The 24,776-nt window shown below is 71.0% G+C and carries 21 protein-coding genes; 12 read left to right on the top strand and 9 right to left on the bottom strand.

The genetic code is table 11. The annotated features are described in order from the left end of the window. Nucleotides 1-453: 453 nt before the first annotated feature. Nucleotides 454-1,623, top strand: a complete 1,170-nt coding sequence (locus tag OG875_RS13610; protein WP_330174482.1) for a protein-L-isoaspartate O-methyltransferase family protein — start codon at nt 454-456, stop codon at nt 1,621-1,623. A gap of 4 nt (nt 1,624-1,627) precedes the next feature. Here the strand turns inward: OG875_RS13610 and OG875_RS13605 are convergent, their stop codons facing one another. Both OG875_RS13605 and OG875_RS13600 read right to left on the bottom strand, forming a co-directional pair. Further along, nucleotides 1,628-1,864 (bottom strand): DUF397 domain-containing protein, encoded by a 237-nt coding sequence (locus OG875_RS13605; protein ID WP_330174481.1) that lies wholly within the window; start codon nt 1,862-1,864, stop codon nt 1,628-1,630. Continuing rightward, on the bottom strand, nt 1,861-2,697 hold the full coding sequence (locus OG875_RS13600; RefSeq protein WP_330174480.1) for a helix-turn-helix domain-containing protein: 837 nt from the start codon (nt 2,695-2,697) through the stop codon (nt 1,861-1,863). The genes OG875_RS13605 and OG875_RS13600 overlap by 4 nt, the downstream gene beginning before the upstream one ends. A gap of 186 nt (nt 2,698-2,883) precedes the next feature. Here OG875_RS13600 and OG875_RS13595 point away from each other — a divergent pair, with 186 nt between their 5' ends. Both OG875_RS13595 and OG875_RS13590 read left to right on the top strand, forming a co-directional pair. After that, nucleotides 2,884-3,330, top strand: coding sequence for a hypothetical protein (locus OG875_RS13595; protein WP_443079259.1), 447 nt, complete (start codon nt 2,884-2,886; stop codon nt 3,328-3,330). Between the two features lie 149 nt (nt 3,331-3,479). Continuing rightward, nucleotides 3,480-6,383 carry an ADP-ribosyltransferase gene (locus tag OG875_RS13590; protein ID WP_330174478.1) on the top strand — a complete coding sequence of 968 codons (2,904 nt, stop codon included), beginning with the start codon at nt 3,480-3,482 and terminating at the stop codon, nt 6,381-6,383. A gap of 112 nt (nt 6,384-6,495) precedes the next feature. On the opposite strand, the gene OG875_RS13585 is transcribed toward OG875_RS13590, so the two are convergent. The 3 genes from OG875_RS13585 to OG875_RS13575 form a co-directional block, all read right to left on the bottom strand. Next, nucleotides 6,496-7,689 carry an RCC1 domain-containing protein gene (locus OG875_RS13585; protein WP_330174477.1) on the bottom strand — a complete coding sequence of 398 codons (1,194 nt, stop codon included), beginning with the start codon at nt 7,687-7,689 and terminating at the stop codon, nt 6,496-6,498. A gap of 268 nt (nt 7,690-7,957) precedes the next feature. Next, the gene (locus OG875_RS13580) at nt 7,958-9,217 is read right to left on the bottom strand and encodes an SGNH/GDSL hydrolase family protein (protein ID WP_330174476.1); all 1,260 of its coding nucleotides are present in this window, start codon (nt 9,215-9,217) and stop codon (nt 7,958-7,960) included. 19 nt (nt 9,218-9,236) lie between these two features. Further along, a complete protein-coding gene (locus tag OG875_RS13575) occupies nt 9,237-9,815 on the bottom strand; it encodes a TetR/AcrR family transcriptional regulator (protein ID WP_330174475.1) in 579 nt (192 codons plus the stop codon). A 234-nt stretch (nt 9,816-10,049) separates the two neighbouring features. Here OG875_RS13575 and OG875_RS13570 point away from each other — a divergent pair, with 234 nt between their 5' ends. Continuing rightward, on the top strand, nt 10,050-10,568 hold the full coding sequence (locus tag OG875_RS13570; RefSeq protein ID WP_330174474.1) for a VOC family protein: 519 nt from the start codon (nt 10,050-10,052) through the stop codon (nt 10,566-10,568). 171 nt (nt 10,569-10,739) lie between these two features. Next, a complete protein-coding gene (locus OG875_RS13565; RefSeq protein ID WP_330174473.1) occupies nt 10,740-11,534 on the top strand; it encodes a hypothetical protein in 795 nt (264 codons plus the stop codon). A gap of 30 nt (nt 11,535-11,564) precedes the next feature. Here OG875_RS13565 and OG875_RS13560 read toward each other — a convergent pair whose 3' ends face one another. The 3 genes from OG875_RS13560 to OG875_RS13550 form a co-directional block, all read right to left on the bottom strand. Next, the gene (locus OG875_RS13560; RefSeq protein ID WP_330174472.1) at nt 11,565-13,406 is read right to left on the bottom strand and encodes a serine/threonine-protein kinase; all 1,842 of its coding nucleotides are present in this window, start codon (nt 13,404-13,406) and stop codon (nt 11,565-11,567) included. 272 nt (nt 13,407-13,678) lie between these two features. After that, entirely contained in the window at nt 13,679-14,230 is a 552-nt protein-coding gene (locus OG875_RS13555; protein WP_330174471.1) for a MarR family winged helix-turn-helix transcriptional regulator, read from the bottom strand. After that, nucleotides 14,227-14,823, bottom strand: a complete 597-nt coding sequence (locus OG875_RS13550; protein WP_330174470.1) for a DJ-1/PfpI family protein — start codon at nt 14,821-14,823, stop codon at nt 14,227-14,229. Before OG875_RS13550 ends, OG875_RS13555 begins: the two co-directional genes overlap by 4 nt. 181 nt (nt 14,824-15,004) lie before the next feature. On the opposite strand from OG875_RS13550, the gene OG875_RS13545 reads away from it, so the two are divergent. From OG875_RS13545 to OG875_RS13530, 4 genes are all read left to right on the top strand, one after another. Further along, a complete protein-coding gene (locus OG875_RS13545) occupies nt 15,005-16,435 on the top strand; it encodes an aspartate aminotransferase family protein (protein WP_330174469.1) in 1,431 nt (476 codons plus the stop codon). A 148-nt stretch (nt 16,436-16,583) separates the two neighbouring features. Further along, nucleotides 16,584-17,366, top strand: a complete 783-nt coding sequence (locus OG875_RS13540) for a GntR family transcriptional regulator (protein ID WP_330174468.1) — start codon at nt 16,584-16,586, stop codon at nt 17,364-17,366. Next, nucleotides 17,363-20,425 carry a glycosyltransferase gene (locus OG875_RS13535; RefSeq protein WP_330174467.1) on the top strand — a complete coding sequence of 1,021 codons (3,063 nt, stop codon included), beginning with the start codon at nt 17,363-17,365 and terminating at the stop codon, nt 20,423-20,425. The genes OG875_RS13540 and OG875_RS13535 overlap by 4 nt, the downstream gene beginning before the upstream one ends. A 294-nt stretch (nt 20,426-20,719) precedes the next feature. Then, on the top strand, nt 20,720-21,370 hold the full coding sequence (locus OG875_RS13530) for a hypothetical protein (RefSeq protein ID WP_330174466.1): 651 nt from the start codon (nt 20,720-20,722) through the stop codon (nt 21,368-21,370). A 192-nt stretch (nt 21,371-21,562) separates the two neighbouring features. On the opposite strand, the gene OG875_RS13525 is transcribed toward OG875_RS13530, so the two are convergent. Further along, nucleotides 21,563-22,393, bottom strand: a complete 831-nt coding sequence (locus tag OG875_RS13525) for an SLATT domain-containing protein (protein ID WP_330174465.1) — start codon at nt 22,391-22,393, stop codon at nt 21,563-21,565. Nucleotides 22,394-22,770: 377 nt separating this feature from the next. On the opposite strand from OG875_RS13525, the gene OG875_RS13520 reads away from it, so the two are divergent. From OG875_RS13520 to OG875_RS13510, 3 genes are all read left to right on the top strand, one after another. Then, on the top strand, nt 22,771-23,106 hold the full coding sequence (locus OG875_RS13520) for a YbaB/EbfC family nucleoid-associated protein (RefSeq protein ID WP_330177738.1): 336 nt from the start codon (nt 22,771-22,773) through the stop codon (nt 23,104-23,106). A 152-nt stretch (nt 23,107-23,258) separates the two neighbouring features. Beyond that, a complete protein-coding gene (gene recR / locus OG875_RS13515) occupies nt 23,259-23,858 on the top strand; it encodes a recombination mediator RecR (RefSeq protein WP_330174464.1) in 600 nt (199 codons plus the stop codon). After that, the gene (locus OG875_RS13510) at nt 23,851-24,516 is read left to right on the top strand and encodes a DUF5063 domain-containing protein (protein WP_330174463.1); all 666 of its coding nucleotides are present in this window, start codon (nt 23,851-23,853) and stop codon (nt 24,514-24,516) included. The genes recR and OG875_RS13510 overlap by 8 nt, the downstream gene beginning before the upstream one ends. Nucleotides 24,517-24,776: the final 260 nt, after the last annotated feature.

Here is a 24,776-nt window from a genome sequence, read left to right as displayed (position 1 = left end):
GGATCGAGCGCGCAACAACCTAACGGGCTCTCCCGGAGGCGTTGCGGACCCTGTGTGTGGCTCCTGCGAAGATCACGAAACGGTGTACACGCCGGGCGACTTGACGTGTTTCCCCGTTCACGGGCCGTGCCGGTCCGCCCGAGGGACGATCGGGCGCGAACCGTCCGGATTTGCCATCCTGTTCCGGCATGCCCGTTCCCGGTGGGCAACGCCGCCGGCCCCTGGTGGTACCAACGGTGGGGCTCTGACGACGCGGTATTGACGCTTCGTACCCGTTCGGCGACTCTAGGTGAGGAATGCTGTGTCGGCAGTTGGAGGTGCTTGTGGACGTCGTCGTAGTGGCCAAACATCGCTCACCCATCGGGGACGACGGGGCCCAGCCCAATCGGCCCATTCCCCCACCACCGCCTCCGACGCCGCCCGCGCCTGCTCCGGGCAAGAAGTAGCCGGGCGGTGAGCGGTGCCCCGGAGAAAGCTGGGCAGGTGGAGGGGCTGATCGGCGAAGTCGATCAGCTGCTGGGGATGCCGATGCCGGTGCCGCTTCGGCAGGCGCTGGAGGCCGTGCCCCGGCATCTGTTCCTGCCCGATCGGTTCTGGTTGAGGGACGGGGAAGGCGGCTACCGGGTCTGTGAGCGGGCATCGGACCCCGAGGGGTGGCTGGAGGCCGCGTACTCCGACGCGCCTCTCGTCACGCGGTTCACCGACGGGCTGCCGACCTCCTCGGCGTCGATGCCGTCGATGGTGGTCCGTACGCTGCATCTCGCCGGTTTGGGCGATCTTGACGGAACATCAGGTCGGGTTCTTGAGCTGGGGACGGGGACCGGGTTCAACGCCGCGCTGCTCTGCGCTCTCGTCGGAGAACGTCGGGTGAGCAGTGTGGAACTCGACCCCGAGCTGTCCGAGTTGGCCGGGCGGAATCTGCGAGACGCCGGTTGCGCACCCGAGTTGGTTGTCGGGGACGCCGCCCAGGGGTGGCCGGCCGGGGGGCCGTACGCGCGGGTCGTCGCCACCTTCTCCGTCGACCGCGTGCCGCGCGCCTGGCTGGAGCAGACCGAGCCCGACGGGCTCGTCGTCACGCCCTGGGCCTCCGCCTGGTGCCGGTACGGGACGCTGGAGCTGGCCGTCGGTGGGCACGGGCGGGACGCGCGAGGACGGTTTCACGCCTTCGCGTCGTACATGCCCATGCGGCGGGCCAATGCGGCCGGGACCGGGACCGGGGCCGAGAGCCCCGGGGGTCCGGCGGCGGAGTCCGTCAGCGGGCTGTCCCCGTGGACCGTCGCCGGTGGGGATCTGGACGCCGAGTTCCACATCGGGCTCAGCGTGCCCGGTGCCGCCTTCGCGTGGGACAGCGGTGGGGAGCACGCGCCCGTACGGCTTGAACTGACCGACGAGGCAGGGGAGTCACGCGCCACCGTCGACTACGACGGTCACCGGGCCGACCGGTTCGCCGTCGCGCAGGCGGGGCCCCGGCGGTTGTGGGACGAGGTCTCCGACGCGTACGAGCGGTGGGAGAGCCTGGGGCGCCCGGGAGTTGGGCAGTACGGCGTCACCGTTGACCGCAGCGGAGAGCACGCGACCTGGGTGACGGCGACCGGCGGCCGGGAGCGGCCGGTCGTACCGTAGCGACTTACTCGGCCCAGCCGAGGAACGTCGTCCAGGCGGGAGCGGCGACCGAGAAGGTGGGACCGTCCAGGGACTTGGAGTCGCGGACGTGGACCGCGTGGGAGCAGGCGGCGACCTCGACGCAGTCGCCACCGCTGGAACTGCTGTAGCTGGACTTGTGCCAGTCGAAGGCGACTTCGACGCAGTTGCCGCCACTGGCATTGCTGTAGCTCGACTTGAACCACCGCAAGGTGCTGGTCATTCCCGATCTCCTGCCAACCGTTCGATGAGGCCCAGCGATTCACGAGGATCAAGGGCCTGTGATCGGATCTTCGCATAGCGCTGGGCGTAGGTGCTCACCTTTGCCGGGTCGGAGATCAGCAGGCTCTCCTCCTGCGGTTCCAGGTAGACCAGGTGGTCGTGTTCCGGGGTTTCGATCAGATCCAGCTCGCCGTGACCACCCGCGTACTCGCCCAGCAGTCCGCAGCCCAACGGGAGTACCTGAAGTGTCACGTTACGGCGCTTCGCGCACTCCGCCAAGTGCAGAAGCTGGTCACGCATGACCTCCTCGCTGCCGATCTTGCGGCGCAGCACCGACTCCTCCAGGATCACCTCGATCAGCGCCACCGGCTCGCGGTCCAGCAGCGAGTTCCGCGTCATCCGAGCCTCGACCAACTCGTCCACCCGTTCGTCGGCCAGCGGTGGAAAGCCTCCGCCGATCAGCGCCCGCGCGTACGCCTTCGTCTGGAACAAGCCGTGCACCACTAGCGCTGCGTAGAGCCGCAGGCCCACCGCCTCCTGCTCCAGCAGCGCATAGCTCTTGAACTGCTCCGGGTACTTGTCCAGCCGTACGAAGTCCCGCGCCGCCAGGAAGATGCCGATCTCGTCGCCGATCGCGTGCTCCATCGCCACCAGCATCTCGTCGCTGGCCGGTTGCGCACACGTCTCCATCGCACTCACCGCCGCCGCCGAGAAGCCCATCCGGACGCCCACTTCCGTCTGCGTCAGCCCTTTCCTCAGCCGCATGAGGCGGGCGATCTGAGCCACCAGTCGCGTCGCCGGGCCCGCCGTTGCCTTGTTCTCCGCTCGCGCCATTGCGATCTCCGTTTCGACTCAACCGGACTCAACCGGTCACAACTGATCTGCCGTGAATTCCACTGCGCAGTAAGGAAGTTCACGCAGGTCAACCACTGCGCGACGACTCTCCGCACGTCATGGAAAACGTTAGCGGTGACTACGCAGAATGTCCGCGTGAATACAGAGAATGAGCGTTCATCGCAGCTGAGGCTTCGCAAGGACGAGGATGAAGTCGACATCGACTGGGTCCCGGACCGAGGATTCAAGCTCCGAAAGGCCGGGGTGTGTTTCGACGCCGTACGTGTGGACGGCCAGGAGGGCCGCCGGCTCGCCGACATGATGGACTCGCTCACGAACGGGGACCCCGGCCCGATCGTCACCGAGTCCAACGGGCGCCGGGCGGTGTACTTCTACCTCCCCCCGGGCAGCACCGCGAACCGGGTCTGGGCACCGGGAGTGACACGATTCAACTCGTGCAGCGGGACCGTGAGTTACGTTCCGGTGCCCGCGTTCAGCGGGGACACCTGGCCGCTGTTCTGGTACTGCCCGCCGTCGGGCCCGGACCGCTTCGTCCACCCGGCGATCCTGCGCAACGCGGCTGCCGCGCTGTTCGGGCGTCCCATGTCGTTCGGCGAAGAGGAGGGCCCCTGAAGGCGGCACGGCGGGGAGATCCGGTCTGGGCCCTGCGATAGGTCCGTGGGCCCTTCGGTCCCGATGGCGCGCATACGTACGGTGTGGCATGCGCGCCATGGCTGAACGCCTCGGCCCGGAATCTGAGCAGTTGGTGGAGGAATACTCCCTTGTCGAACACACAGGCCCTGGCTTTCCAGGTCGGCGTACCCGCCCAACGCCGGGAGCTGCCACGATCGCTGGCGGTGACCCGCGTTCTGCTGTATCTGATGTTCGCCCTCACGCTGCTGGGCGGCGTCGGCGTGGTGGACTCGCTGCTCGACCTGGGCCGCCACATCACGCCGACGCTCAGCCTGCTGGCGGTGTACGCGGTGACGCCGGGCATCGCGGCGGTGATTCTGGCGCGGCGGCTGTGGACCGGCGGGAAGCTCGTCTGGTTCGGGCTGATCGGTCTCCAGGTATGGCTGGTGGTCGGCAGCGTCGTCAACCTGTACGCGGGTTCGGAGCGCGGGCTCAGCCAACTGCTGCTGCCGCTGATCCTGTTGGCGCTGATCGGCGCGGGTGCGAGCCGGGCGTGGTTCGAACTGCCCTCGGACCGGCGGGCCTTGAGGCCGCGTATGACGCGGGAACGGCTCCGGCGGGAGGCGGTCCCGTCCCTCCAGCACATGATCAAGTGGCGCCGGAACCGTGGTCAGTCGACGGTCGAGTACGTCGGCATGATCGGTCTGGTCTCCCTGATCATCGGCACGCTTCTCTTCAGCGGCGTCGGAACCCAGGTCGCAACCGGCCTCCAGAACGAGGTCTGCAAGATCCTCGGCGGCGACTCCTGCCCCAGCGACACGCTCGCGGGGGGCGGCGGCGAGACGGGCGGTGGTGACGCGGGCGGGAACGACTCCGGTGGGGGGAACAACGGGGGCGGTGACAACGGTGGCGGGAACAACGGTGGCGGGAACAACGGTGGTGGGAGCAACGGTGGCGGTGACAACGGCGGTGGTTCCGATGGTGGGAACGACTCCGGTGGTGGGAGCAACGGCGGTGGTGACAACGGTGGCGGGAATGACGGCGGTGGTGACAACGGCGGTGGTGACAACGGTGGCGGGAATGACGGCGGTGGGAGCAACGGTGGCGGTGACAACGGTGGTGGTTCCGATGGTGGGAACGACTCCGGTGGTGGGAGCAACGGTGGCGGTGACAACGGCGGTGGTTCCGATGGTGGGAACGACTCCGGCGGTGGGAACAGCGGCGGTGGTGACAACGGCGGCGGGAATGACGGCGGTGGCGACAACGGCGGCGGGAACAACGGCGGCGGATCCAGCGGTGGCGGGTCCAACGGCGGTGGCAACTCTGGCGGCGGAAGCAACGGCGGAGGGTCCAGCGGTGGCGGGTCGAACGGTGGTGGCTCCAGCGGCGGTGGTTCGAACGGTGGTGGCTCCAGCGATGGTGGTTCGAACGGCGGTGGCAACTCCGGCGGAGGGTCCAACGGTGGTGGCTCCAACGGTGGTGGTTCGAACGGCGGTGGCAACTCCGGCGGAGGGTCGAACGGTGGTGGCTCCAACGGTGGTGGTTCGAACGGCGGTGGCAACTCCGGCGGAGGGTCCAACGGTGGCGGGTCGAACGGTGGTGGCTCCAGCGGCGGTGGTTCGAACGGCGGCGGCAACTCCGGCGGTGGCTCCAGCGGCGGAGGTTCGAACGGCGGTGGCTCCAGCAGTGGTGGATCCGACGGCGGTGGCTCCAGCGGCGGCTACGACTGCAATCCGGTCATGGCCCCTTGGGGCATCACGCAGCACTGCACCACCTCGGGCGGGAGCGGCTCCAACGGCGGAGGTAGCTCAAGCGGTGGCAAGGACAACAAGGACGAGGACGACGACAAGAGGGACGACGACGACAAGGACAAGGACAAGGACAAAGAAGACGACAAGGACGACGACAAGATCCAGTGCAACCCCACCGGCGCGGGGTCGCAGTGGGGCCTGACCGGCTGCAAGACCGGCGGGAGCGACGGCGGTAAGGACGACAAGGACAAGGAGAAGGACAAGGACGAGAAGGACAAGGACGAGAAGGACGACGAGGAGAACGACGAGGACAAGGACGACGAGGACGACAAGGACGACTGCCCCGACGCCACCAACGCCTCGTACTACGGCCCTCTGACCACGGGCGTCTCCGGTTCCGGCCGTTACACGCTCGCCTCGGCCGGTGTTCGTACGGGCGGCCCCGGAAGCCTCTACGCCGGCGGTGTCGCGCTCGCGGCCCCCGTCCCCATGTCCCCGGCGGATCTGATGCTCACGACGGCCGGAGTCTCCCTCCCGGGTGTCGACACCTACCAGGACATCGAGAACCAGATCTCCAACGCTCTCGGTCTCACCGACGAGCCCGACAACCCGCCGGATCCGGCGCCGGAGACCGGGCCCGAGGAGGACGACGGCAACGGTGAGCCGGGGGGCAGTTGCTCGACGCCCACCGACCCGATGACCGTGCTGGACGGCATCCCGGACTTCCGCCCCGCCGACAAGAAGCAGTGGGCGCAGGAAGTCGAGGACATCGCCCGGCAGAACCCGCTGACCAAGGACTTCACGGCGGAGGACGCGCTGATCGTCGCCGACTACACCGGTTCCTGGGCGCTGGACGCCAACAAGTACCTGCGCGGCGACCCGATTCCCGGTCGCCGTGGGGAAAGGGTCCCGGAGTTCATCGAGCGTATGGACCAGGCGCTGGAGCATCTCCCGCCGGTCCAGGGCACGTTCCACCGCGGCACCTTCATGCCGGAGGACCTGCTGGAGAGGTTCGCCAACGGCGACGAGGTCGAGTTGCCCGAGTACCTGAGCACGTCCAGCGATCCGGCGAAGGCCGACCGCGCCGCCAAGAACGCGAAGAGCAACGGCCGTAAGGGCGAGAACGTCGTCATGGAGATCACCACGGACGACGGCCGCAACATCGACCCGCTGTCCCGCTACCGGGGCAAGGAGTCCGAGGTCCTCATCCCGCGCGGTGGCAAGTTCGTGAAGACGGGCGAGACGACGAAGATCATCGACGGCAAGGAGTACAAGGTCATCCAGGTGAAGCAGGTGCCCTGAGCCGTAGGCACGGCGTTCGGCCCATGCGTACGGCCCTGTGCGGAGACCATCCGGTCCCCCGCACAGGGCCGTACGCGTGCCCGGACCCTTTCGGGTCCCGAAGGGCGAGGGCTCAGTAGGCGTAGCTCGTGTTGCCGCCCAGGGAGGCCGCGACGTGTTCGGCCGCCGGGTCGACGTGCAGGGTGTGGACCGACGAGGTGGCGGGCGCGGCGCCGTTGTCGCCGACCTGGCCCTCGGTGTTGTGGCCCCAGGCGAAGATGTCCTCGCCGAAGACGGCGATGCCGTGGTGGGCGCCGGCCGCGATCTGCTGGGCGTCCTGGAGGCGGGGGATGTCGATCGGAGCCGTACGGTTGGTGTAGGTCTTCGTGCCCTTGGCGGCGGCCGGGTCGGCTTCCAGAAGCTGGTTGTTCTGGTTGTCGCCCCAGCCCCAGACCCGGCCGTCCGCGGCCCGGACGTAGTTGTGGTGGGCGCCGGCCTCGATGTCGCTGATGTCTTCGAGCCAGTCGACGTCGACGGGCACGGTGCTGTTCGTGGTGGAGGAGTTGCCGAGCTGGCCGGAGGCGTTCTTGCCCCACGACTTGACGGTCTTGTCGCCGGTCAGCGCGAGTGCGTGGTGGCAGCCGGCGTCGATCTCGGTGATGTCCTCCAGGCCCTCGATCTGCCGGGGCATGGAGCTGGTGGCGCGGGTGCCGCTGCCGAGCTGGCCGAAGACGCCCCGGCCCCACGCGTACACCCTGCCGGTCTCCGCGAGCGCGAGGCTGAAGTCGCAGCCGGCCGAGACCTGCATGATCTTCGGCATGCCCATGACCCGGTTGGGGGCGGTGCTGTTGTCGCCGGTGCGGTTGTTGCCGAGCTGGCCGTAGTTGTTGTCGCCCCAGGAGTAGACCTGGCCGGCCTCGTCCAGCGCGAGCCCGTGCTCGCCGCCCGCGGCGATGTCCTTGATCTCGGTCAGGCGCGCGACGGCGGTGGGGACGGTGCGGGTGGTGCGGTCGCCGTTGCCGAGCTGGCCGGACGCGTTGTGGCCCCAGGACGTCACGTGCTCGTCGGCGAGGGCGAGGGCGAAGGAGTCTTCCGAGGACGTACCGCCCGCGGCGATCTTGTCGACGTCGCCGCGCACGAGGGACTTCACGGGTACGGGGGTGGCGCTGTCCTTGGTCGTGCCGTTGCCGAGCTGACCGGTACGGCCGGCGCCCCAGCTCAGCACGGACGGGTCCTTGGCCGGGGCGGCGGCGGTGACCGTGGCCAGCGGGGTGATGACGAGACCGGCGGTGAGGGTGGCGGTCAGGAGTGCGCGGCTACGGCGCATGGCGAGTCCTCTCGTGATGGTGCGGTTCCGTCTTCGCGGAACCGCACCCGATCATCGATTCGCCCGTTGGGCACTTGCCGAGGCGCGACGGATCTCCCACCCGGATGGTCCCGCACGGCGACCCGAACGGCGTGCGCGTGTGCCGCCGGGCGGCTGTGTACGGGTGTCGTCGGCGCTGTTGGGAGGGGCCTGAGGTTCCGTGATCTCGGGCGCGCCGAAACCGGTGGCGGGGAGCGGCCGGTGTGGGGTCCGGCACGGGTCGCGAGGGTCAGGGGCGGGGGTCGGCCGGCGGTCGGCGGTGCGGGTCGAGCGGGCCGGACGGGGTGAACGCCAGGGCGGCGAAGCGTTCGCCGATACGGCGGTGGGCGGCGGCGTCCGGGTGGAGCTCGTCGGGGAGCGGGAGTTCGGCGTAGTCCCGCTCGCCGTACAGCTCGCGGCCGTCCAGGTAACGGAGATACGGGTCGTCGGGCGCCCGCCCCGTCACGATCCGGGCCAGCTCGTCCCGTACGACGCTCAACGTCAGCTTCCCGCTTGCCACTTCGGCCGGATCGCCCGCCGCCCGGAAGCACAGCCGTCCCTCGCTCATGCCGGAGAAGTCCGGGAGGCTGGGGCCGGGGGCGGTCTCGTGGATACGGCACCAGGTCGGTGAGACGACCAGCAGCGGGGTCGTGGGGTGGCCGTCGCGGAGGGTGTCGAGGAAGCCGTGGACGGCGGCGGTGAAGGCACGCAGCCGCATCAGGTCGGTGTTGACGAGGTTGATGCCGATCTTGACGCTGATCAGGTCGGCCGGGGTGTCGCGCATCGCCCGCGCGGTGAACGGGTCCAGCAGGGCGCTGCCGGACAGGCCGAGGTTCATCAGGTCCACGCCGCCGAGGGAGGCGGCGAGGGCGGGCCAGGTCGTGGTGGGGCTCGCGGCGTCGGAGCCCTGGCTGATGGAGCTGCCGTGATGCAGCCACACCGGACGGCCCCGGTCGGGTACGGGTCCCACGGGGGCGTCGGTGCGCAGGGCGACGAGCTCGGTGGTCTCGTTGTGCGGCAGCCAGCTCTCGACGTCCTTCTCGCGGGCGGGCAGGCCGTCGAAGCGGAGGGTGCCGGTGGGGCCGGGGCGCATGTCGGCGGTTCCGGCGGTCATGTCGAGGGTCAGGACGTTGCCGCCCGCGACGGTGCCCCGGCCGGCCGGGAGACCGTCGACCAGCAGGTCGTACAGGCCGTCGGGGCGGGGCGGGGCGCCCGCGTAGACGCGCTTGGTGGGGAGGGTCTCCAGCTCGACGGCGGTGGCGCGGGTACGGAAGACGAGCCGTACGCCGGAGGGCTGGGCCTCGGCCATGGCGAGCCCGGGGTCGGTGTTGCGCGCGCGGGCGGCGGCGGGCAGCCGGTGCGGGAGGACACCGCGCGCGGTCCGCTCCAGATCGAGGGCGCCGCGCAGGAGGGCGGGGGTGAGGGGAGTGGTGGTCCAGGGGCGGGGCGCGTGCCCGTCCTGGTTCTGGTGGGGGTCGGGGTCGGGGTCCTGGTGCGGGTCGGTGCTCATGGGTGTCTTCCGATGGTGGTCAGGGAGTGGGGGCGGGCCAGGTGCGCAGCAGGGCGTCGAGGCGGTCGACGATCCACACCCAGGTCTCCTCGGAGCCGGGTGTGCTGTGGCTGAAGCCGCCGGACGACTCCAGGCTGATGTAGCCGTGGAAGACGCTGCCCAGCAGCCGTACGGCATGGGTCTGGTCCGGTTCCGGCAGGTCGTACCCGCGCAGGATCGCCCGCGTCATCCGGGAGTGCCGGGGCCCGGCGCTCGCCGCCGCGGTCTCCGGGTCGAGAGGCGTGCGGGCGGCGGCGTAGCGGCCGGGGTGCTCGCGGGCGTAGTCGCGGTAGACGTCGGCGAAGGCGGCGAGGGCGTCCTTGCCCGCACGCCCGGCGAGGGCGGTGGAGACGCGGTCGGCCATCTCCTCCAGGGCGAGGAGGGCGATGCGGGTCTTGAGGTCCTTGGAGCTTTTCAGGTGCGAGTACAGACTCGCGACCTTGACATCGAACTGCCGGGCGAGCGCGGAGACGGTCACCTGCTCGAAGCCGACCTCGTCGGCGAGCACGGCGCCCGCCCGTACGAGCCGGTCGGTGGTGAGGCCTGCGCGGGGGGACATGGGGGTGACCGCTCCTTGATCGCTGCGTGGTGCGTGGTGCGTAATTCGTGGTGCCTGGTGCCTGGTGCCTGGTGTCGGCATGCTTGCCTGAAGGGATTATGCAGTTACCTAATAGGTGTAGGCAAGTGGCGGTGTCGAGTGCGGGGCGCGAGGCGCGAGGTGCGGGGCGCGGTTTGCGGGGTGCGGGCGAGTGAGGGCCGGGCCGTTGTCAGACCCGTCTGAGACGGTGGGCCCATGGACGAAACGACAGGGTCACCAGGGGGCGGGCAGCCGTTGGCGCCGGTCGGGGCTTCGGCGGTCACGTTGCAGATCACGATCGACTGCGCGGACCCGGCGCGGCTCGTGGACTTCTGGGCCGAGGCGCTCGGCTATGTGCCGGAGCCGCCGCCGGGCGGGTACGCGACATGGCGGGAGTACTGGAAGGCGGGGGGAGTTCCGGAGGAGGAGCTGCCGGAGGGGGCGGGCGAGACCCCGGAGTCGATCGTTTCTCCGACGGGGGCCGGGCCGCGGGTGTGGTTCCAGCCCGTGCCCGAGGGCAAGACCGTGAAGAACCGGCTGCATCTGGATCTGAAACTGGGCGGCGGTGACCGGGAAGCGCCGCTGGCGGTCCGGAAGGAGCGGATCACGGCCAAGAAGGACCAGTTGACGGCGGCGGGCGCGACGCTGCTGCGGGTGACGGACGACCCGTCCGCCGGCTACTTCTCGGCTCTGCTCGCGGATCCGGAGGGAAACGAGTTCTGCGTGGCCTGGTGACCCGCCCACCCGGAGAAGGGGGCGTCCACGAACGGGTAATGCATGGGACGGGTGTGGCGGCGGGGACAGAATTGCCTGAACTAAGGATTCCGGTAGGGGTGACAGCTTCGCAACGGTAAGTAGGTGATGGTGTCGTCCTGACGGAGCCACGGGTATGTTCCGATCTCTGGCATGGGGCGGGATCTTTGCTTTGGGGGATCGGTGGACAGGCGTGTCAAGGGTGTTTTGGTGGCACTGTGTTTTCCGCTTTTCGCACTGGCCAGCGATGTGGTCGCGGGGCAGGTGAACCCCTCTCCCATTTTGTGGTACGTCCTCCTGGGGATTTGCGTCGTCGCCGCACTGCCGCTGGCAATTCAGGCGTACCGGGACGCTGCGGGCCCGCCTCCGCCGCCGGTTCCCGCCCCGGGCGGGCCCGGGGCGGGAACCCCGCCTTCGTTGCGCCCCGGAGACTTCGTCATCTTCGATGGTGGGCGCACGGGTTCGGTCGGCTCGGCGATGTCATGGCTGGTAACGGGCGTCATTCTCGGCGCGATGCCGGGTGCCCTTCTCTATGCCAAGCGGGCGGACGGGTTTCTCGGCCCGTATACACGCCCCAGCGCCTTCCATGACGATCCCGTCCCTGTTCTTATCGCGTCGTTCCTGTACGTCCTGGTGATCATGGTGGGCGCTTTTCTTGCCTGGCGGGGAAAATGGCGGGGTTCTCTTTCCATATCCCCGGACCAGATCGTTGTCAGGCGAACGCGCAGCCAGATCGTCCTGAACCGATCCGAACTGATGTCCGTGGAAGTTCGCAAGATTTTCTGGAACGGCACCTGGCTGCTCGCGAAAGTACCGCCCAATTCGGTGATGCTCACCGCCGCGCCGACCATGTCCATGTACGACGCCAAGCTTCAGGCGCTGAAGATATGCCAGCTGGACGCCCTTCAAGCGCAGCCGTACGCCGTACGCGCCGCCCTTGCGAGATGACCCGCCGGGGACCATCGGTCCCCCAGACGGTCAGTCCGACTTCGAGTACGTCACCGATTCGCCGTCCGCCGTGGTCACACGGCGCAGGCGGCCGTCGTCGAGGATCGTCAGTTCCGTCGCCGCGCCCGGGGTGCAGGAGGACTTGGGCTCGCCCTTCGTGACCGTGGAGGGGCCGATCTTCAGGGGGCCGGAGTCCGCCGGGTCGTCCAGGGGTGCCTCGAAGACGCAGCGGTACCTGCCGCCCGTGTCGGTCGGGCCCTCCGCCGTCAGTACGAGGACGGTGTCGCCCACCTCGCCCTGGCGGACGGTGAGTTCACGGGTGCTGAGGCCGGCGGGGCCGCTGATCGTGCCGGACCAGGTGCCGAGGTACTCCTTCGGTACGGAGCCCGCCGCGTCGGGCGTCTTCGAGGGGGTGGGTGACGGGGAAGGGGACTCCGTGGCCGGTGGGGTGTCGTCGGGAGTGGCGGGCGAGGAACGGGTCTTCTCGCTGCCGCTGTCCATGAACGCGTACACCGAGCCGCCCGCGCCCAGTGCCACGAGCAGCGCGACGGCGACCAGCGCGACCGTGCCGCGTGTGGTGCGGCGCGGTGGCTCGGGCGGGGCGCCCTGGGCCGGGCCGTACGCGGGGGTGGGGCCGTACGGCGAGGGCGGCGGGCTGAACGGCGGTGCCGAGCCCCATGGGGGGAGCGGTCGCTGGCCCGGCTGGGGGTAGCCGTACTGGTGGGGTGGGAGCGGTTGTTGGGGCTGCGGGTGGGGCTGCTGCGGCTGTTGTGGGGGGCCGTACGGGTGCTGGGGTTGGGGCTGGGGCGGCTGCTGGTGCGTGGGCGGGGCTCCGAGCGTCGTCGTCATGCCGTGGACGCCGGGCGGGGGAGCCGGGGCCGGGGTCGCTGTCGGCACCTGGGCCGGGATCGGAGCCGGAGTCGGCACCGGGGTCGGGGCCGGGGCCGGCTTCGCGAACGACAGCTCCGTACGCGACCCCGGCTCCTCGTGCTCCAGCAACTGCACCGCGTCCGAACCCAGTTGGGCCAGCAGCGCGCCCGGGAGCCAGGGCTCGCCGTCCGGCCGGCCCAGCCCGGACACGAGCTGCGCCGGGGTGGGGCGGTCCTTCGGGTCCTTCTTCAGGCAGTGGCCCACCAACTCCCGCAACTCCGGCGGCAGTTGGCTCAGGTTCGGTTCCTCCTGCGCGACCCGGTACATCAGTACGGGCGCCGCCGTGCCGGCCGTCCCGAACGGCAGTTGACCCGTCGCCGCGAACGCCAGCACCGAGCCCAGGCAGAACACGTCGCACGCGGGCGTGATCTGCTCGCCGCGCATCTGCTCCGGTGCCATGAAGCCGGGCGACCCGACCAGCCCGGTCCGGGTCGGCTCCCCGTCGGTGACCGTCTCCAGCGCGCGGGCGATCCCGAAGTCGATGACCCTCGGGCCCTCGATGGTGACCAGCACGTTGGACGGCTTGAGATCGCGGTGGATCAAGCCGGCGGCGTGGATGTCCTGGAGGGCGTGCGCGAGGCCCGAGGCGAGTATTCGTACGGAGCGCGCGGGCAGGGGTCCGTGCGGGCCGGAGACGATGTCCTGGAGCGAGGGCCCGGCCACGTAACCCGTGGCGACCCATGGGACGGGCGCCTCGGTGTTCGCGTCGAGGACCGGTGCCGTCCACGCGCCGCCGACCCGCCGGGCCGCCGCGACCTCCAGCCGGAACCGGCTCCGGAATTCGTCCTGTTCGGCGAGTTCCTTGCGTACGAGCTTCACCGCGACCGTACGGCCCCGGTCCGAGCGCGCCAGGTAGACCTGTCCCATGCCGCCCGCGCCGAGGCGCGCCAGCAACCGGTACGCGCCGATGCGCTGCGGATCTCCCGCGACCAGTTTCTCCATGGCCGTACGGCCCTCCCCCAGATGCCAAGCCCGACGGGGCCGAGGATAGTGCGGAGATCGTCGCGCGGCGCGGTCACGGAGAAAACGGTGGCCCACCGGTGTGCTGTTGAGTTGTGGGGCCTGTGGGGCTGTTGGGTTGTTGAGGATCGGCGGACGCCGCAGGCCGGGTTGTTGAGGATCGGCGGACGCCGCAGGCCGGGTTGTCGAGGGTCGGCGGACGCCGCAGGCCGGTGGCTGTCGGCCGAACGTACGGGCCCGCTCCGACCTGCCCGTCAGTCCCGCCGGGCGTCCAGCGCGTCCATCACCCGCGACAGCCGTTCCAGCACCCGTACGGTCTCCGTGAACCCGTCGTCGCCCAACTCCCCCGCCAGACGCGCCGCGAGAGCCGCGTGGTCCGGGGTTATCGCCTGGACCGCCGCGACGCCCGCCTCGGTCGGAGCCAGCAGTTTCGCCCGGCGGTGGGCCGGGTTCGGCTCGTACACCGCGAGTCCGCGCCCGACCAGCAGGTCCGCGATCCGCTGCACGCTCTGCCGGGTGATGCCCATCTCGCGGGCGACCCCGGAGACGGTGAGCGGTCCCCCCAGTACGGCTCCGAGGACCTGCCACCAGGCTGCCGTCAGGCCCACGGGCGTGGCCAACTCCTCCGCCGTGGAGAGGAATTGGCCGTTCAGCCGGAAGACGCCGAGCGCGGTCCTGCTGAGCAGCTCCGGGTAACCGGGCTCCTCGGCGCGCTCCCGCCCGCTCGCCCATTCCTGACCGCTCGCCCACTCCTGACCGGCGGCTCCTTCCCGCCCGTGCCGGTTGCCGCCTCCCTGTTCGGTCATGAGGTGAGGGTTTCGTACGCGCTCGCGTCCGAGTGCTTGAACAGCCGGTACCAGGCGTCCAGCTTCTCGCCCTCGTACACGCCGAGCAGCGCGAAGACCTCCCGCGCGAAGGCGACCGGCTCGGTCGGACCCGCCGTGATCAGGTTGCCGTCCGTCACGGCGTCGGTGTCGCGGTAGTGCCCGCCGCCCCCGTAGCCGGTGGCGTCCAGATACGCGCGGGCCGCGCTCGTGTGCGCCACGCCGTCCAGCACTCCCTCCCGGGCCAGCCCCGCCGTCGCGCCGCAGATCGCCGCGACGGGGTAGCCGAGACCGATGAACCGCCGGGCGGCGCGGGCGAACGGCGCCAGGTCGTCGCCGCTGTCCCAGAGCCCGGCGCCCGGCAGCATGAACACCGCCGTGTCGCCGGGTTCGCCCAGCTGGTCGAGGGCGAGATCGGGCTCGATCCGCAGTCCGCCCATGGTGGTGACGGGCCCGGTGGACGGGCCGACGGTCCGCACGTTGAAGCCGTTCTGGGTGAGGTGCGCGGTGGCGTACCCGGTCTCCCAGTCGGCGAGGGTGTCGTACACGGCGAGGTACACGGTCTTGCCGGACATGGTGGCCTCCTTCATCGCGATCGCTTCGACATCTGTATGACAATAGGCTGTCATATCGACAGAGTGCTGTCAAAGAAGGAGGCGGGCTCGTACACAAGGGCGACACCTTGCCGAGTCCCACCGGCCACACCGGACAGGGTGGTCATATCGGCGCCCACCCGCCCCTCTCTACGCTGACGCCATGACCCCTCCTCTACGCCCCGCCGCCGCCCCGGCGGACCGACCCGCCGACGCCGCGGACCTCCCCGCCGGCCTCGCCGTCCCGGCCGCCGACCCGGCAGCAGGCGCGGCCGTCAAGGCCGCCGACCGCGCGCACGTGTTCCACTCCTGGTCCGCGCAGGAACTGATCGACCCGCTCGCCGTCGCAGGCGCCGAGGGCTCGTACTTCTGGGACTACGACGGCCACCGCTACCTCGACTTCACCAGCGGCCTCGTCTTCGCCAACATCGGCTATCAGCACCCGGCCGTCGTCGCCGCCATCCAGGAACAGGCGGCCCGGCTCACCACCTTCGCGCCCGCCTTCGCCATCGACGTACGCTCCGAGGCCGCCCGCCTCATCGCCGAGCGCACCCCCGGCGACCTCGACAAGATCTTCTTCACCAACGGGGGCGCGGAGGCCAACGAGAACGCCGTACGGATGGCCCGTCTGCACACCGGCCGCCCCAAGGTCCTCTCCGCCTACCGCTCGTACCACGGCTCCACCTCCACCGCGATCAACCTGACCGGCGACCCGCGCCGCTGGGCGTCCGACACCGGCAGCGCGGGCGTGGTGCGCTTCTGGGCGCCGTTCCTCTACCGCTCGCCCTTCTACGCCACGACGGAGGCCGAGGAGTGCGCCCGCGCGCTGGAGCACCTGGAGGCGACGATCGCCTTCGAGGGGCCCGGCACCGTCGCCGCGATCGTCCTGGAGGCGATCCCCGGCACGGCGGGCATCATGACCCCGCCGCCCGGATACCTGGCGGGCGTACGGGAGTTGTGCGACCGGCACGGGATCGTCCTCGTCCTGGACGAGGTGATGACGGGCTTCGGCCGCACCGGCGAGTGGTTCGCCGCCGACCACTCCGGCGTCGTGCCCGACCTGCTGACCTTCGCCAAGGGGGTCAACTCCGGTTACGTACCGCTCGGCGGCGTCGCGATCTCCGGCGCGATCGCGGACACCTTCGCGACCCGCCCGTACCCCGGCGGGCTCACCTACTCCGGCCACCCGCTCGCCTGCGCGGCGGCCGTCGCGACCCTGCGCGTGATGGCCGACGAGAAGATCGTCGAGCACGCCGCGCACCTCGGCGCGACGGTACTCGGCCCCGGCCTGCGCGAACTGGCCGAACGGCACCCGTCGGTGGGCGAGGTGCGCGGGCTCGGCGCGTTCTGGGCGCTCGACCTCGTACGGAACCGCGAGACACGCGAGCCGCTGGTGCCGTACAACGCGACGGGCGAGGCCAACGCGCCGATGGCCGCCTTCGCCGCCGCGTGCAAGAAGAGCGGGCTCTGGCCCTTCGTGAACATGAACCGTACGCACGCCGTCCCGCCCTGCACGATCACGGAGGCGGAGGCGAAGGAAGGGCTCGCGATCCTGGACGCGGCGCTGGCGGTGGCCGACGAGCACACGGTCTGAGCGGGTATTCGGGTCCGAGCGGCTGCCCGGGTCCGAGTGGGAACCGGAGTCCGGCTGAGCACCTGTGGGGAGGCCCCGCCGCTGGTCGGGGGGCCTCCCGGAGTCCCTGGCTTAAGGTGTGCGAAGCCGGACGAGGGGACGACCACCAATGCCCGCCAGCGGAGCCGTGACCCGCCACACCCTGCGGCAGCAGATCGCGGAAGCGCTGCGTGACGAGGTGCTGGCGGGGCGTTTGCTGCCGGGCGAGGAATTCACCGTCAAGCACATCGCCGAGCAGTACGGGGTGTCCGCGACCCCCGTCCGGGAGGCGCTGGTCGACCTGGCCGCCCAGGGGCTCCTCGACTCCGACCAGCACCGGGGTTTCCACGTCCACCGGTTCACCGCCGGCGACTTCCGCGCCATGGTCGAGGCCCGCGCGCTGGTCGCGGACGGGATCTTCCGGCGGGTCGTGGCGAGCGGCCTCGGGCGGGTGGACTCCGAGGCGCTGGTGTCCGTACGGCGCCGGGCGGAGGAGGCCGGGCGGGCGGCCAAGGGCGGGGACCTGGACATCCTCATCGGATACGACCTGCGGTTCTGGCGGGAGCTGACCGCCCTCTTCGCGAATCAGTACATCTGCGACTTCCTGCACCGGCTGCGGGTCCAGGCGTGGGTCTTCTCCGTGCCGTTCCTGCGCGGGGAGGGCGCGTGCCGCGAGTGGCTGTGGAACGGGCACGAGCAACTGGTCGACGCGATCACACTCGGCGACGCGGTCGCGGCGCGGGCCGTCGTGGACGACTGCCACGCGCACGCGCTGGCGTGGGCGGACCGGGTCGGCCCGGAACCGGAGACGGGGCGGGGGCCGTCGGCGGGCGGGGGGCCGGGCACGGGCTCGGGAGCGGCGACAGGGGCGGAGCCGGAGCTGGGGCCGGGGCCGGGGAGTCCACGGCGATGAGCGGGTACGTGATGCGCGGGCACGTGATGCGCGGAGGCGCGAGGCCGGACGCGGTGTCCGGCACGGAGGGCACGACCGGTACGGCATCGGGGCCGAGCGGCCCGGACGGTCCGAACGGCCCGGACGGTTCGAACGGCCCGAGCGGCCCGGACGGTTCGAACGGCCCGGACGGTTCGAACGGCCCGGACGGTTCGAATGGTTCGAGCGGTCCGGACGAGCCGAATGGTTCGAGCGGTCCGAACAGTCCGAACAGTCCGGACGGTTCGAGCGATCCGGACGAGCCGAATGGTTCGAGCGGTTCGAGCGGTTCGAGCGGTTCGAGCGGTTCGAGCGGTCCGAACAGTCCGGACGGTTCGAGCGGTCCGGCGTCGGGGGCGGACGGTCCGAACCGTACGGCCTCCGGCACGTCCCGGGCGGCGGCCGACCTGACCGTCGTCGTCCCCGCGTACAACGAGGAACACCGGCTGCGCCCCACCCTGCGCGCGATCTGCGCCCATCTGCACGCGGACCCGGAGCGCTGGGGCGACTGGGAGCTGATCGTCGTGGACGACGGCTCGACGGACGGCACGGGCGCGGTCGCGGCGGAGACGGCGGCGGCGGAGCCCCGCGTCCAGGTGCTGACCTGCGCGGAGAACCGGGGCAAGGGGAACGCCCTGCGGCTCGGCGTCCTGGCGTCGTCGGGCAGGCGGGTGCTGGTCACGGACGCGGACCTGGCGACGCCGATAGAGGAACTGGACGCGCTGGACGCGCTGCTGTCGGACACCGGGACGGGGAACGGGGCGGGGGTGGGGGCGAAGACCGGGGACGGGGCGAAGACCGGGGACGGGGACGGGGACACGTACGCGTACGAGGAGCCGGGCGGCACGTACGCCCCCGGCCACCCACACCAGAACCCCGACCCCGCCCCGTACGAGCCGGGCCGCCCGCACCACCACGGCGACCCCGACCCCACCCCCCGGCCCCACACGACCGACCCCGCCCCCACCCACGCCGCCGCCATAGGCTCCCGCGCCCTCCCCGGCTCCCGCGTCGAGGTCCATCAGCGCCCCGCGCGCGAACGGCTCGGCCGGCTCGGCAACCGCCTCATACGCCTCGTCGCCGTACGCGGCATCCGCGACACCCAGTGCGGCTTCAAGCTCTACGACGGCGACAAGGCCCGTACCGCCTTCGCCGCCTCCCGTCTCGACGGCTGGGGCATCGACGTCGAGATCCTGCGTCACTTCCGCCGCGCGGGCTGGCCCGTCGCCGAAGTGGCGGTGCGCTGGGCGCACCAGACGGGGTCCAAGGTCCGCCCGGCGGACTACGGCCGCGTCCTGCTGGAACTCCTGCGGCTGCGCACCCGTACCCGCCCCGTCGACCTCGCCGTCGCGGGTCTCTTCCTCCTCGCCGCCGTCCTCCTCTACCAGGGCCTGTGGGCGGATCTGGACCGCGCGTACCTCGCCGACTCGATGCAGGACCAGAACCAGTGGGAGTGGTTCTTCGCGGTCACCGCCGACAACGTCGTCCATCTGCGAAATCCGCTCTTCACGACCTTCCAGGGCCATCCCGAGGGCGTGAACCTGATGGCCAACACGGTGATGCTCGGGCTGTCGGTCCCGCTGACGCCCGTCACGCTCCTCTTCGGCCCCACGGTGACCTGGGCGCTGGTCCTCACGCTCGGTCTGGCGGCGACGGCGGTGGCCTGGTACTGGCTGTTCGTCCGCCGGGTCACCCGTGTCCGCCCGGCGGCGGCGCTCGGCGCGGCGCTCGCGGCGTTCGCGCCGCCGATGATGTCGCACGGCACCGCGCACCCCAACTTCCTTGTCCTCTTCATGATCCCGGTGATCATCGACCGGGCGCTGCGGCTGTGCGCGCCCCGGCCCGAGGACCGGCGGGTCGTCCGGGACGGGGTGCTGCTCGGGCTGTTCGCGGCGTACCAGGTCTTCCTCGGTGAAGAACCGCTGCTGCTGGCCGCGATGGGGATGCTGATCTTCGCGCTGGCGTACGCGCTGGCGCGCCCCGACCTCGCGCGCGCCGTCCGGCGGCCCCTGCTGCGCGGGCTCGGCGTCGCCCTGGCGGTGTGTCTGCCGCTGGTGGCGTTCCCGCTGTACTGGCAGTTCTTCGGTCCGGGCAGCTACCACAGCGTCCTGCACGGCGACAACGCGGGCAACAGCCCGCTCGCCTTCCTGGAGTTCTCGGGGCGTGCGCTGCTCGGCGACGAGACGCGCGCGGACCTGCTCGCGATGAACCGGACCGAGCAGAACGCCTTCTACGGCTGGCCGTTGACCGCGCTGACCTTCGGTCTCGTGATCTGGCTGGGCCGTTCCCCGCTGGTGAAGGCGGTGACGGGGACGGCGCTGGTGGCCGCGCTGCTGTCGCTGGGCCAGAAGATCCGTATCCCGTTCACGGACGTCGTACTGCCGGGGCCGTGGCGCGCGCTGGCGCACCAGCCGCTCTTCGAGTCGGTGATCGAGTCCCGGGTCGCGATGATCTGCGCCCCGGCGCTCGGCGTGCTGATCGCCTTCGCGGCGGAGCGGATCGGGGCTCTCGAACCGCGTACGCACCGCGTGGTGGGGGTGGCCGCGCTGGCCGCCGCGCTGCTGCCGATCGTGCCGACGCCGCAGCCGGTACGGGAGCGGGCGGAGGTGCCCCGGTTCATCACGGCCGGCATGTACCGGGACTACGTCGCCGAGGGCGAGAGCGTCGTCCCCGTACCGCTGCCGAGCCCGGCCGACGCGGACGCGCTGCACTGGCAGTCGGCGACGGGCTTCGGCTTCTCCGTACCCGGGGGCTACTTCAACGGGCCCTGGGGCCCGGAGCGGATGGGCATCTACGGCGCGCCGCCCCGCTACACGTCGAATCTGCTGCGGGACATCCGTTACGGCGCCCGGATCCCGGAGATCGGCCCGAACTGGCGCGCGCAGGCCAGGCTCGACCTGGAGTTCTGGAAGGCGGGCGTGCTGGTGCTGGCTCCGCAGGACAACGAAGAGGCGCTGAAACAGGTCGTGACCGAACTGCTGGGTCAGCGGGGGGAGCGTTTGGGGGGCGCGTGGGTATGGGACATCCCGAGGGCGCGCTGACGGCGCGTCGGGGACGGCCGACGCCGGTTCTGTCGCCGCCGGTGGTGTGCACGCCGGTGGTGTCGTGGCCGGTGACGCGCGTGCCGGTGGGGTCGGTGCCGGTGGTGTCGTTGCCGGTGGTGCCGGTCGTCTTCGCTGATCGGGTCCGCCGCATTACGCTGACCCGACGGTCGGGTTCGTACGTACCTGTACGAACTTGACGGAAGTAGTTGGAAACAGATTTAAACCGATCGAAGTCGATCGAAACAGACGGAATCCGGTGTCCGTTCGAACTCGTTGGAGAGCGAGCCTCCCTTGGCCTGTGACCTGTGGTTGGTCCCCCTCGTCGACGTGCTGTGCCACAGCCCCGACAATCCCTTCGCCGAAGAGATCGCCGTCTACGACAAGGCACTCGGCGAGGCCGGACTGCCGTCCGTCCCCGTCTTCGCCTACATGCCCGGTCTCTCCGGTGACGTCGCTCCCGTCGCCGGCTTCGACTACGACGCGCTGCATTTCCTGCGCCGGGCGTATCTGCTCCAGATCTGCGGTCTCGCGGTGACGCCGGTGGGCGAACTGGGCGGCGACTACGAGCAGTTGCTGGAGATGTTCGAGGCGACGGCCCAGCAGTCGCACCTGGTCTGGCACTACGACCACGCGGGCGCGTACGTCCCCGTGGACTACGCGTCCCCGCTCTCCAACGAGGAACTCCTCGCGGGCGGCGGCCCGCTGGGCTCGACGCAGGGCCTGCTGCGCGAACTGGAACTGGTGGCCCCCTCCATCGGCATCGACCCGGCCAACCCGCCGGCCGCCCCCACCCCGCCCCAGGGCCCGACGTCCCTGGAGGAACCGGCGGGGCCGATCCCCTACGACGACAGTCCGTTCGCCCGCGAACGCCATGTGTGGCTGGGCCTGCACGCGGCGGCGACCCGGAGCCTGGGCCAGGGCTCCATGATCGTCTTCAGCTGACGCGGGTGCGGGCGCTGGTGCCGGTGCCGGTACGGATGCGCGGACAGGCGGGTACGGGTACGCGGGTACGGGCTCCGAGCCCCGTACCCGGCCGCGCCGAGCGGCTTCGCCGCCCGTACCGCACCCGGCCGCGCCGCCCTTACACGCCCGCACCTCCGCCCGGCCCCCGCCGGTTCTCCCGCCCGGCCGCTGCTACCGCACGTCCGGCGGGCGCTGGCGCGGCATGTTCGGGCGGGTGCCCGGGGGGAGCGGGAAACGGCCCGGCGGGTGGCCGCCGTCCGGTCGTGCCGGGCCGCCGCACCCGGTCGACGGCTGCGCCGGCGGCGGCACCGACCCGCCCCGGAACTCCGCCATCCAGTCCGCCGTCTCCGCCCGCACCAGGTCCGAGACGTCCTCCGAGAACCGCCGCAGCACCCCCAGGCACCGCTCCGCCGCCTCGCTCGCCGTACCCTCCGCCGGGCCGAGCACCTCCCGTACGCACTCCGACGCCCAGTCGTAGTGGAGCGCCTGCAACCGCCGTTCCACCGCCTGCGCCGTGGCCACGTTCCGCAGCCAGCCGGACGTCAGCCCGAAGTACCGGTCGCAGCCCAGACAGGCCACCGCCAGCAGCAGGGACAGATACCCCCACCCCGTGGCCCTCTCGTCCAGCACGTCCGTCAGATCCAGCAGCGGCAGAACGGCGCCCGTGATCACGCCGAGCGCCGTCGCGGACCGCAGGGCGCGGGCCCGGCGGCGCTTGCGCACGCGCTCCGCCCGACAGCGGGCGACCGCACGCAGCGCGCCCGCCTCCGCCCACCGGTACAGCTCGTCCAGCCGCTGCGCGGGCTCGCTCCAGTCCCCGCCGGGGAAGACCCCGCCCGGAGCCCCGGCGAGCGGCTCCCCGGAAGTGCCGCCGGGGCCCCACCGCAGAGCCCCCGGCACGGCCCGGTACACGCCCCCTCCGCTCCCGTTCACACTCTCCGGCGCACCGCGCGCGCCCTCGTCCCGGGCAGGCCCCCCGGGCGGCATGTCCGGCTGACTCACCGGGCTACTCCTCTGCGTGACGGCGTGGCTGAGCGGAAGATGGAAGCAACAGGACGCCGTTCCCGGACGTCGTACGAGCACGACGTCCGGCAACGGCCTACAAAAGAAGGACAGGAGAAGGACGGTGTGGGGAGGTGGACACGCGGACACATGAACGCGCGGAAAGGTGGAGACGACCGCGTACGCAATTCCTACCGCCGAATGGTGGGCGCCGCGTCCGAAAACCGGGCGCTTCCACCCGTAGGGCCCCGTGATCAGGTAGAGGAGGCGGGCACTCTCACCCGAAAGAGTTCGTTCCTGTGGGGTGGGACGGCCTGCTGGGTGACCACGTAGGCTCGACCTGCCGAACAACCGACGTCTATGTGCCAGGAGTGACCGTGATTCCCGGTGGTGGCCAGCCCAACATGCAGGAGATCCTCCAGCAGGCCCAGAAGATGCAGCAGGACTTCGCGGCGGCCCAGGAAGAACTGGCCGCGACCGAGGTCGAGGGCCAGTCGGGCGGCGGTCTGGTGAGAGCCACCGTCAACGGCTCCGGAGAGCTGCGCGGCCTGGTCATCGACCCCAAGGCGGTCGACCCGGAGGACACCGAGACGCTCGCCGATCTCGTCCTCGCCGCCGTGCACGCGGCGAACGAGAACGCGCGGCGGTTGCAGCAGGAGAAGCTCGGCCCGCTGGCCGAAGGGCTCGGCGGGATGCCGGGGTTGCCGTTCTGATGCCGGGCCCGCCCTTCTGGGGAGGCGCCGCAGCAACTACGGTACGAGCGGAAACCGACAAGCATTCCGCGGCGGCGTCCGGAGAGTCCGCGGCGCACCTCGCGGCCCCCCGCCGCACCTGAACACCTCGCAGCACCAGGAAAGGCAGTCCGTTGTACGAAGGCGTGGTCCAGGACCTCATCGACGAACTGGGCAGGCTGCCCGGCGTCGGTCCCAAGAGCGCGCAGCGGATCGCCTTCCACATCCTCCAGTCCGAACCGACCGATGTCCGCCGCCTCGCGCACGCCCTGCTCGAAGTGAAGGACAAGGTCCGCTTCTGCGCGGTCTGCGGCAACGTGGCGCAGGAGGAGCGGTGCGGCATCTGCCGTGACGCGCGCCGCGATCCGACGGTCATCTGTGTCGTCGAGGAGCCCAAGGACGTCGTCGCGATCGAGCGCACCCGCGAGTTCCGGGGGACGTACCACGTGCTCGGCGGCGCGATCAGCCCCATCGAGGGCATGGGCCCCGACGACCTGCGGATCCGTGAGCTGCTGGCCCGTCTCGCCGACGGGAGCGTCACCGAACTGATCCTCGCGACCGATCCCAACCTGGAGGGTGAGGCCACGGCCACGTATCTCGCCCGCATGATCAAACCGATGGGCCTGAAAGTCACGCGCCTTGCCAGCGGTCTCCCCGTGGGGGGCGACCTGGAATACGCCGACGAGGTCACGCTGGGGCGTGCCTTCGAGGGGAGACGACTTCTCGATGTCTGACGCAACGCTGCACTCCGCCGCACAGGACCCCAACGACTTCGCCGTCCAGATCGCCGACCAGGTCGAGAGTTTCATCGTCGCGGTCACGGAGGTCTCGAAGGGCGCCGAGCCCGACAGCGCCGTGCCCTTCCTGCTCCTTGAGGTCTCCCAACTGCTCCTCGCCGGGGGCCGGTTGGGGGCGCACGAGGACATCCTCCCGGACGAGCGGTACGAGCCGGACCTGGGCCCGGAGCCCGATGTGGACGATCTGCGCGAGCGGTTCGCGGCGATCCTGGAGCCGATCGACGTCTACTCGGAGGTCTTCGACCCGTACGAGCCCCGCAAGGCGCCCGTCCCGTGCCGGGTCTCCGACGACCTGGCGGACATCATGGCCGACCTGCGGCACGGCATGGCGCACTACCGGGCGGGCCGGACGACCGAGGCGCTGTGGTGGTGGCAGTTCTCGTACTTCTCCAACTGGGGCTCCACGGCCTCGGCGGCCCTGCGCGCCCTCCAGTCCCTGGTGGCCCACGTCCGCCTCGCCCAGCCCCTCCCGGAACTCGACGGCCTCGACACCGACCAGGACCTCGGCGAGGACGCACTGGCGGAGGAGGCGGGCCGCGTCATGGCGGAGGAACTGGGCACCCTGGGCATGCCGAGGGTGGCGGACCCGGCGTAGGGGCTGCGGCCTGTCGTCGGCGCGATTCGGCGTCCGATCTTCTCGGCCCCTCTCGGTTCCGCTGGGCGAGCTACAGCTCCGCGAACGTTCGAACAGGTGGTGCTCCGTCCGGTTTCTCGCGGCGGGCCTCCAGCCAGCCTCGGAGCGCGTCCTTGTCCGCGGGATCGGGAAATCGGCCGGACCGTTCCGGAAGAACCGATCGCGGAGGTCCGCCGAACGTCTGTCGTCAGGAAGGTCTGACCGTCTGCCGGCCTGTCTGC

Origin of the sequence: Streptomyces sp. NBC_01498 (assembly GCF_036327775.1) — a bacterium.
Lineage (GTDB): Bacteria > Actinomycetota > Actinomycetes > Streptomycetales > Streptomycetaceae > Streptomyces.
Note: the sequence above shows the minus strand (reverse complement) of the source record. Positions and strands in the feature narration are given on the sequence as shown.

Excerpts from the sequence above, each read along its gene's own strand:
- OG875_RS13605 (WP_330174481.1), bottom strand. The coding sequence starts at position 1,864 with ATGACCAGCACCTTGCGGTGGTTCAAGTCGAGCTACAGCAATGCCAGT.
- OG875_RS13600 (WP_330174480.1), bottom strand. The coding sequence starts at position 2,697 with ATGGCGCGAGCGGAGAACAAGGCAACGGCGGGCCCGGCGACGCGACTG.
- OG875_RS13585 (WP_330174477.1), bottom strand. The coding sequence starts at position 7,689 with ATGCGCCGTAGCCGCGCACTCCTGACCGCCACCCTCACCGCCGGTCTC.
- OG875_RS13580 (WP_330174476.1), bottom strand. The coding sequence starts at position 9,217 with ATGAGCACCGACCCGCACCAGGACCCCGACCCCGACCCCCACCAGAAC.
- OG875_RS13575 (WP_330174475.1), bottom strand. The coding sequence starts at position 9,815 with ATGTCCCCCCGCGCAGGCCTCACCACCGACCGGCTCGTACGGGCGGGC.
- OG875_RS13570 (WP_330174474.1), top strand. The coding sequence starts at position 10,050 with ATGGACGAAACGACAGGGTCACCAGGGGGCGGGCAGCCGTTGGCGCCG.
- OG875_RS13565 (WP_330174473.1), top strand. The coding sequence starts at position 10,740 with ATGGGGCGGGATCTTTGCTTTGGGGGATCGGTGGACAGGCGTGTCAAG.
- OG875_RS13560 (WP_330174472.1), bottom strand. The coding sequence starts at position 13,406 with ATGGAGAAACTGGTCGCGGGAGATCCGCAGCGCATCGGCGCGTACCGG.
- OG875_RS13555 (WP_330174471.1), bottom strand. The coding sequence starts at position 14,230 with ATGACCGAACAGGGAGGCGGCAACCGGCACGGGCGGGAAGGAGCCGCC.
- OG875_RS13550 (WP_330174470.1), bottom strand. The coding sequence starts at position 14,823 with ATGTCCGGCAAGACCGTGTACCTCGCCGTGTACGACACCCTCGCCGAC.
- OG875_RS13545 (WP_330174469.1), top strand. The coding sequence starts at position 15,005 with ATGACCCCTCCTCTACGCCCCGCCGCCGCCCCGGCGGACCGACCCGCC.
- OG875_RS13540 (WP_330174468.1), top strand. The coding sequence starts at position 16,584 with ATGCCCGCCAGCGGAGCCGTGACCCGCCACACCCTGCGGCAGCAGATC.
- OG875_RS13535 (WP_330174467.1), top strand. The coding sequence starts at position 17,363 with ATGAGCGGGTACGTGATGCGCGGGCACGTGATGCGCGGAGGCGCGAGG.
- OG875_RS13510 (WP_330174463.1), top strand. The coding sequence starts at position 23,851 with ATGTCTGACGCAACGCTGCACTCCGCCGCACAGGACCCCAACGACTTC.